Raw genomic sequence first — 7,947 nt, 5'->3', positions numbered from 1 at the left:
AACACGTCATCCCGTACGATTGATTGCGGAACAGCGGTTTGGGTTGGATGGGTATCCGGGTGGGCCGACGGTGATGATCGTTGGCGGGATCAACCCTACGCCGATTGGAGCGGGGATCGAGGTGGAGGGGTATGGGCAGGCAGGCGTGATCGTTCGGGAGCGCGCGCTGGGGTTCGCGGATGGGGCGATGCGGGTGACGAGGGAGGTGACGGGCGGCAGTATCCGGGTCGATCTGGGCGTGGGTCTGTGGGGCGGCGCACAGCCGGGAGCACGGCGGCTGGATACCGGGCCCACACTGGGCCTGTCGGTGCCTGTCGCCGGGCAGCGCATGCGGCTGTCGCTGGACTGGCGGCAGCGGGTCGCGGGGAATGCAGCACCCGGATCGGGGCCCGCATTGTCGATCGGCACCGATTTCTGAACCGCCTGTTGTGGCACCTGCCGCGAGGGCCTGTATAAAGCTTCGCGTGGACCTGTATCTTCCCATCGCCAACCTGTCAGTCAACGCGCTGGTCATCATCGCGCTGGGCGGGGGCGTGGGACTCCTGTCCGGCATGTTCGGCGTCGGCGGCGGTTTCCTGACCACGCCGTTGCTGATCGTCTACGGCATCCCGCCGACGGTCGCCGCCGCATCCGCCGCCAGCCAGGTGACGGGCGCGAGCGTGTCGGGCGTGTTCGCCCATTGGCGGCGCGGTGGCGTTGACGTGAAGATGGGGGGCGTCCTGGTCGCCGGCGGCGTGGTCGGATCGTTCGCCGGGGCCGGCATCTTCCGGCTCCTGCAGGCGAGCGGGCAAATCGATACGGTCATCGCGATCGTCTATGTACTGATGCTGGGATCGATCGGATCAATGATGGCGCGTGAAGCGGTGCAGGCAATCCTGGCGCGCCGCCGGGGCCATGCGGGTGCGGCCGCGCGGCGGCGACACCATCCGCTGGTCGCCGCCCTGCCCTTTCGTACGCGCTTCTATGCCTCGGGCCTCTACATCTCTCCGCTCGCGCCGCTGTTGCTGGGCTTCTTCACCGGCATTTTGACGATCCTGCTCGGCGTCGGTGGCGGCTTCATCCTGGTGCCAGCGATGATCTATCTGGTGGGCATGGCGACGAGCGTGGTCTTGGGCACATCGCTGTTCCAGACCCTGTTCGTCACCGCCGCCGCGACGATGGTGCATGCCACCACCACCAAGGCGGTCGACATCGTGCTGGCCGGGTTGTTGCTGATCGGATCGGTGACCGGCGCGCAACTGGGCGCCAAGTTCGCCTCTCGCGCGCGGCCCGAATATCTGCGGCTGGCGCTGGCGATCATCGTGCTGCTGGTCGGCACCCGCATCCTGCTCGGGCTGGTGTGGCGGCCGGAGGAAATCTTCACGGTCGAACTTTCGTGAAGGCGGTGGGCGTGCTCACCCTGCTCTCTCCCCTGCTGCTGGCACAGGCCAAGCCGGTGCTGGTCCCCGACGTGTCGCAACGCAACATCGAGATCGTGTACAGCTTCACCGGCGCCGAACTGCTGCTGTTCGGCGCGATCCTGTATCCCGGTGGCCGCCCGCCCAGCGACGACCGGCCGACCGATGTGGTGGTCGTCGTAAAGGGGCCGACCCAATCGGTACTGATCCGCGAGAAGGAAAAGGTCGCCGGCCTGTGGGTGAACGCCGGGCATCTGCGCTACCGCTCCGCCCCGTCCTTTTACGCCATCGCCTCGTCGCGGCCGGTGGAGCGGCTGGTCGATGAGCGGACCCGCGCGATCTACGAACTGGGGCTGGACAGCCTGCAACTCTCCCCCGCTTCCAACGCGCCATCGGAGGAACAAGGAAGGTTCCAGGAAGGGCTGGTCGATCTGAAACGCCGTGCCGGCCTGTATGTCGAGGCGCCACGCGCGGTGGAGATCACCGACGACGTGTTGTACCGGGCGCGCGTCACCATCCCGGCGCGCGTACCGGTGGGGCGTTTTACCGCGGAGACCTTTTTGATCCGCGACGGCCGTGTGCTGGCGGCGGCGGTGCGGGATATCGACATCCGCAAATCAGGGTTCGAGCGGTTCGTGGCACGCGCCGCGGATCGGTCGTCGATACTGTACGGCCTGACCGCAGTGGCGTTGTCGGTACTGCTCGGCTGGACCGCGGGATGGATCGCGCGGCGCACCTGATCGGCACGCTCTCACCATATCTTTACCGGGCGGCGATAGGCTGGAGCCGAAATTTTCATCGGGTGACCCGCCATGGGCGAAATGCCGCACTTCCAGACCTTCACCACCAGCACCAGCCCGGCGCCGGTCGGCTATGTGCTGGCCATCGCCGGTTCGAGCAGCCGCATCCTGTTCGACCGGGCGCTGCTGGAAGGGCTGGCGGCCAACGCCGATCCGATGACTGCGGCGGCGGGCCAGGTGGGCAGTCAGGTGAAGATGCGGGTGGGGGCCAGCTGGCTGGTCGCCAACGTCCGTGCGCTGACCCTGGACACCGCGCAGGGCGGCGCGCTGATCGCCGCCGATATCGACTTTTTAGGCGAGGGTGACGAGGATGCCGAGGGCACGCTGACCCGCTTCCGCCGCGGCGTGACGCGCTATCCGATGCCCGGATGCGACGTGTTTCCGGTGACCACCGCCGACCTGCACCGGATTTACACCGCGCAAGACCGTGCGCATATCGGCATCGGGTCGGTCTATCCGACCGATGACGTGCCCGCCGCACTGTATGTCGATGCGATGCTGGGCAAGCATTTCGCGCTGGTCGGATCGACGGGCACCGGCAAGTCGACGGCGGCCGCGCTGATCCTGCACCGCATCTGCGCGCTGGCGCCGCAGGGCCATATCGTGATGATCGACCCGCACGGCGAATACGCCGCGGCGTTCCGCGATAACGGTGCGATCTACGATGTCGGCAACCTGCAAATGCCGTACTGGCTGATGAATTTTGAAGAGCATTGCGAGGTCTTCCTGACCTCGAGCGGCGCACAGCGGCAGGTCGATGCGGACATCCTGGCCAAATGCCTGCTGGCCGCCCGCGCGAAGAGCCGACTGGGGCAGGAAATTGCCAAGCTGACGGTGGATGCACCGATTCCCTATCTGCTGTCCGACCTGACCGGCATCATCAACCAGGAAATGGGCAAGATGGACCGGGCGGGCGACACCGCGCCCTATCTGCGCCTGAAAGGCAAGATCGACGAGATCAAGGCCGACCCGCGCTACGGCTTCATGTTTTCCGGCATGCTGGTCGCCGACACGATGGCGGCGTTCCTGCAGCGTGTTTTCCGCATGCCGGGTGACGGCAAGCCGATCTCGATCATCGACGTATCGGGTGTGCCGTCGGAGATTACCGCGGTAGTGGTGGCGGTGCTCAGCCGGATGACGTTCGATTATGCGATCTGGGCCAGGAACGAGCCGCAGCGCCCGATCCTGCTCGTCTGCGAGGAAGCGCATCGCTACATCCCGGCGGAGGCGGAGCAGCTATCCTCGGTCGGGCGCATCCTGTCGCGCATCGCCAAAGAAGGGCGTAAATACGGCGTCGCCCTGGGGCTGGTGACACAGCGTCCGTCCGATCTGGCGGAAGGCGTGCTGTCACAATGCGGCACGATCATTTCGATGCGGCTGAACAACGACCGCGATCAGGCTTTCGTACGCGCGGCGATGCCGGAAGGTGCGCGCGGGTTTCTCGATTCGATCCCGGCGCTGCGCAACCGCGAGGCGATCGTCTGTGGCGAGGGCGTGGCCGTGCCGATCCGGGTGCGCTTCGCCGATCTGGAGGACGCCAGGCGCCCGGCGTCGGGCGATCCGCTGTTTTCCGAACTGTGGCAAGACGTTGGTGGGGAGGATCAGATCCTGGCGCGGACAATCAAGCGGTGGCGGTCGCAGGGGAAGTAAATTCTGATACAGAGGACATGGCCGACATCATCGATGGTGGACCATGTCCGAACCGCTTACCACATCCGGATGGAGATAATTGATGATCCTGATGGCAGCTCTTTTATTGTCACTTGTTCAATCATCCAGCCCGCCGTCTGCGACAGACCTATGTGTTTATGATCCAAAAAGCTTGGATCTCGGCTTTGACGCCTTTGATCAGGATCCGGCTGGTGGCTGGCGCGCACTCTCGGCCAAGCCGGGCTGCGAAAGCACAGCGGCGGATATGATACGAGCCTATCGCATGAATCAGGAAAGCCGCATTCCATTACTGTTTTGGCATGAGGCACAGTTGCGAGCGTCAATTGGCGACTATGGATCCGCCGTCGGGCTGATGGAGAGGTCACGACAGCCCGCGAAAGATGACCGTTATGGATGGAACGCTTATGTTGATGCGACAATAGCTTTTCTGCGCGGCGACAAGTCGGCGTTGAACCGGGCGCGAGATCAACTTCTGCAACTGACGAAACCGGACGCTGCCTCTGCGGAAGGCACATGGCCTCCCAATATTGCGGTTGTCGACGCGTTGATCCGGTGCTTCGGCCAGCCTTACAAGATCGCCTACGGGGCGACGTGCCGGGTTCCTCGTCCCTGATCGTCCTCCCGCTCGGGAAATCGGTTGGACCTCAAACCCCCGGCTTCACCGTCCGCAACGTCGCCACCTGCCGCTTGAACGCACGCAGCCGCTCGCCCGACAATTGCGCGACATTGGCGAAGGTGATCGATTTCGGGTTCACCACCTGCCCGTTCTTCCACACTTCCCAATGTACGTGCGGGCCGGTCGAGATGCCGGTGGAGCCGACATAGCCGATCACCTGGCCCTGGCGGACACGGGTGCCCGAACGGACGGCGAAGCGGCTCATATGGCCATAGGCGCTGGCGACGCCGCCGGCGTGGCGCAGCTTGACGAGGTTGCCGTAGCCACCGGAGCGGCCGGCGAACTGCACCACGCCGTCGAGCACCGCATAGATCGGCGCGCCATAGGGGGCGCCGATATCGAGCCCCTTGTGCATCCGCATGAAGCCGAGCAGCGGGTGCATGCGCCGTCCGTAGGAGGAGGTGATCCGCCCGGCGACGGGCATGCCCATGAAGCCGCGCCGCTCGGTCTGGCCCTTGGCATCGAACCAGTCGGCACGGCCACGCTCGCCCTCGAACCGGACGAGCTGGATCGACTTCGCGCCACGGTCGAGGCCGGCGAAGAGCAACTGTCCGAGGCGGACCTCGCCGGTGGCGGCACGTTCGCGCTCCACAATCAGGTCGAAGCTGTCGGCGGCGGCGACGTCGCGGCCGATCGACAGACGCGTGGCGAGCGCCTTGATATAGCTTTCCACCGCCTTGGCGGGCGCGCCGGCGGCACGTGCGGAGCGGTAGAGACTGGCGCCGACCAAGCCCTGGATACGCAGTGGTGTCGCATCCACCGCGATCGGCTGGCGGGTCATCGACAGGCCGTTGGCGGTGCGCTCCAACGTCAGGGCAAGGTCAAACCGGGCGCGGAAACTCAGCTTGTCGAGCGGCCGCGCGACGGACCGGTTGGGTCGCCTGCCCAGCGTCAGGGCGAGGCGGGTGCCGGAGGGAATGGCGTCGGCATCGACCGCACCCGCCACCAGATCGGCGGCGGCGCGCGCATCGCTGCGCCCGACACCGGCGCGCTGAAGGACGCTGGCGAGGCGATCGCCCTGGCCCATGGTCGCGCTCAGTTCGACCATCGGACGCTCGGGCGCCTGGGCAAGCGGGGCGACGAGGTCGTTGGCGGCCATGCGGCGGCCGGTGTCGGCGCCCCAGGCGAGCGGTGTGATCGTCTGGGCGCGCTGTTCCTCCCAGGCGGTGCCGGTGAGTGGCGCGGGGGCGGTGCCGGTGATCGGGCGGATGCCGGGGGCGAGCCACAGGGTGGTGACGCACAAGGCGGTGCAGGTGACGAGCCCGCGCCACCAGCTGCGGCTGCCGATCTGCGTGCCGAGGTCGGGCGCCCAGTCGATACCGGCCACGGCATCGCGCAGCCGGTCGATCGGGGTGGCGGGCGCGGTCAGCCGCCCGAATGGGCGTGCCGCCGTGCCCCCGGCCAGTTCCAGTCCTTCAACCGTCCGCAAAAACACCGTCGGCACCATTTCCACGCTCAAGCGGCGCCGAAATCCCCCCGGCGTCGTGTTTCAGCGTTGTGGACGCAGCTTTCCTAAAGTCAAATGAAGGCGTGGAAATCAGGGGGTTCGGTGCGGTCGACCGTGGGCGGCGCGCGGTCGGGCGTCGCGCATGCATTCCCATCATTGCATGCCGGCGCCCGAGTGCCGATGTTAGGGGCCATGACCAGCCGCGTATCGGGCGCCGTGACGGCCGTTCTTGGGCCGACCAACACCGGCAAGACGCATCTTGCGATCGAGCGGATGTGCGCGCATTCTAGTGGCATTATCGGCTTTCCGCTGCGTCTGCTGGCGCGCGAGGTGTATGACCGGGTGGTGGCGCTGAAGGGGCCGGACCAGGTGGCGCTGGTGACGGGCGAGGAAAAGATCGTGCCGCGCGATGCGCGCTGGTTCCTATGTACCGCCGAAAGCATGCCGGACCGCGATGCCGCCTTTGTCGCGCTGGACGAGGCGCAACTGGGCGTGGACCCGGAGCGGGGGCATGTCTTCACCGACCGGTTGCTGCGCGCACGCGGCCGCGAGGAGACGATGATCCTGGGCTCGGAGGCGCTGCGCCCGATGATCAAGGCGTTGATCCCCGATGCCGAGATCGTCAACCGGCCGCGCTTCTCCACGCTGACCTATGCCGGCGCCAAGAAGATCAGCCGCTTGCCCAAGCGGTCCGCGATCGTCGCCTTCTCGGCCGAGGAGGTCTATGCGGTCGCCGAGATGCTGCGCCGCCTGCGCGGAGGTGCGGCGGTGGTGATGGGGGCGCTGTCACCGCGCACGCGCAACGCGCAGGTGGCCATGTTCCAGGCAGGCGAGGTGGACTATCTGGTCGCCACCGATGCGATCGGCATGGGCCTGAACATGGATGTGGCGCATGTCGCCTTTGCCGGGCTGTCGAAGTTCGACGGGCGGCGGCAGCGGCGGCTGACGGTGGCGGAAATGGCGCAGATCGCCGGCCGCGCCGGGCGCCACCAGCGCGACGGCACCTTCGGCGGGGTGGTCGAGGAAGGGCCGGGCGCGTTCCTGCCCGAGGAGGTGTTCGCGATCGAGGAGCATCGCTTTCCCCGGCTGGACCATCTGTTCTGGCGCGAGGGTGTGCCGGACCTGTCGAGCATCGATGCGCTGATCGCCAGTCTGGAGCGCCGCCCGCCGCCGGGCGTGCTGCGTGCCGCGCCGCTGGCGATGGATATCCAGGTGTTCAAGCGGCTGGCGGACGAGGCCTGGGTACGCGACCGGGTGCGCAGCAAGGCGATGGTCGCGCGGCTGTGGGCGGCGTGCGGCATTCCCGACTTCCGCAAGGTCGGGCTGGACCCGCATGCGCGCTTCGTCTCGCGGGTGTTCGGCTATCTGAGCGAAGGATCGGGACACGTGCCGCATCAATGGTTTGCGGACGAGATCGCGCGGCTGGACACGATGGCGGGGGACGTCGAGACCCTGGCGAGCCGGCTGGCGGCGATCAGGAGTTGGGCGTATATCGCGCAGCGGGCGGACTGGTTGCTGGATCCGGGGCATTGGGCGGGGCGGACGCGGGAGATCGAGGAGCGGCTGTCCGACGGGTTGCACGCCAGTCTGACGCAGCGTTTCGTGGACAAGCGCACCACCGCGCTGATCCGGCAGATCGGCGCCGATGCGGGGGCGTTGCCGGTGACCGTCGGGCCTGAGGGCGAAGTGCTGGTGGAGGATCACCCCATCGGCCGGCTGGAGGGGTTCCGCTTCACCGTCGAGCCGGGGGCACGCGCCGCCGACAAGCGACTGCTGCTGGCGGCGGCGGAAAAGCGGCTGGGCCATGAGCGCGCCCGCCGGGCCGAAGGCCTGATGGCGGCCGAACCGCGCGCTTTTACGCTGAGCGACGACGGCACCGTGCTGTGGGAAGGGCATGGGGTGGCGCGGCCAGCGCGGCAAGGCCGGGCACATGGCGCTTGATCCCCTCGGCCAGCC

5 protein-coding genes and 2 pseudogenes are annotated in these 7,947 nt (G+C 67.1%); 6 read left to right on the top strand and 1 reads right to left on the bottom strand.

What is annotated here, in order from left to right; translation table 11 throughout:
- From Q0U08_RS14885 to Q0U08_RS14865, 5 genes and pseudogenes are all read left to right on the top strand, one after another.
- Positions 1-418, top strand: a pseudogene (locus tag Q0U08_RS14885) (hypothetical protein); the annotation flags it as partial.
- A gap of 46 nt (positions 419-464) precedes the next feature.
- Positions 465-1,379, top strand: coding sequence for a sulfite exporter TauE/SafE family protein (locus Q0U08_RS14880; protein WP_298092260.1), 915 nt, complete (start codon positions 465-467; stop codon positions 1,377-1,379).
- The gene (locus tag Q0U08_RS14875) at positions 1,376-2,137 is read left to right on the top strand and encodes a TIGR02186 family protein (protein WP_298092259.1); all 762 of its coding nucleotides are present in this window, start codon (positions 1,376-1,378) and stop codon (positions 2,135-2,137) included. Before Q0U08_RS14880 ends, Q0U08_RS14875 begins: the two co-directional genes overlap by 4 nt.
- A gap of 81 nt (positions 2,138-2,218) precedes the next feature.
- Positions 2,219-3,847 carry a DUF87 domain-containing protein gene (locus Q0U08_RS14870; RefSeq protein ID WP_298092262.1) on the top strand — a complete coding sequence of 543 codons (1,629 nt, stop codon included), beginning with the start codon at positions 2,219-2,221 and terminating at the stop codon, positions 3,845-3,847.
- An 82-nt stretch (positions 3,848-3,929) separates the two neighbouring features.
- The gene (locus tag Q0U08_RS14865; RefSeq protein WP_298092257.1) at positions 3,930-4,481 is read left to right on the top strand and encodes a hypothetical protein; all 552 of its coding nucleotides are present in this window, start codon (positions 3,930-3,932) and stop codon (positions 4,479-4,481) included.
- A 31-nt stretch (positions 4,482-4,512) separates the two neighbouring features.
- Here the strand turns inward: Q0U08_RS14865 and Q0U08_RS14860 are convergent, their stop codons facing one another.
- Positions 4,513-5,997: a M23 family metallopeptidase gene (locus tag Q0U08_RS14860; protein ID WP_367271142.1), complete on the bottom strand. Its 1,485-nt coding sequence runs from the start codon at positions 5,995-5,997 to the stop codon at positions 4,513-4,515.
- 186 nt (positions 5,998-6,183) lie between these two features.
- On the opposite strand from Q0U08_RS14860, the pseudogene Q0U08_RS14855 reads away from it, so the two are divergent.
- A pseudogene (locus Q0U08_RS14855) lies at positions 6,184-7,896 on the top strand (helicase-related protein); the annotation flags it as partial.
- Positions 7,897-7,947: the final 51 nt, after the last annotated feature.

It is taken from the genome of uncultured Sphingomonas sp. (genome assembly GCF_946477935.1).
GTDB lineage: Bacteria > Pseudomonadota > Alphaproteobacteria > Sphingomonadales > Sphingomonadaceae > Sphingomonas.
Note: the sequence above shows the minus strand (reverse complement) of the source record. Positions and strands in the feature narration are given on the sequence as shown.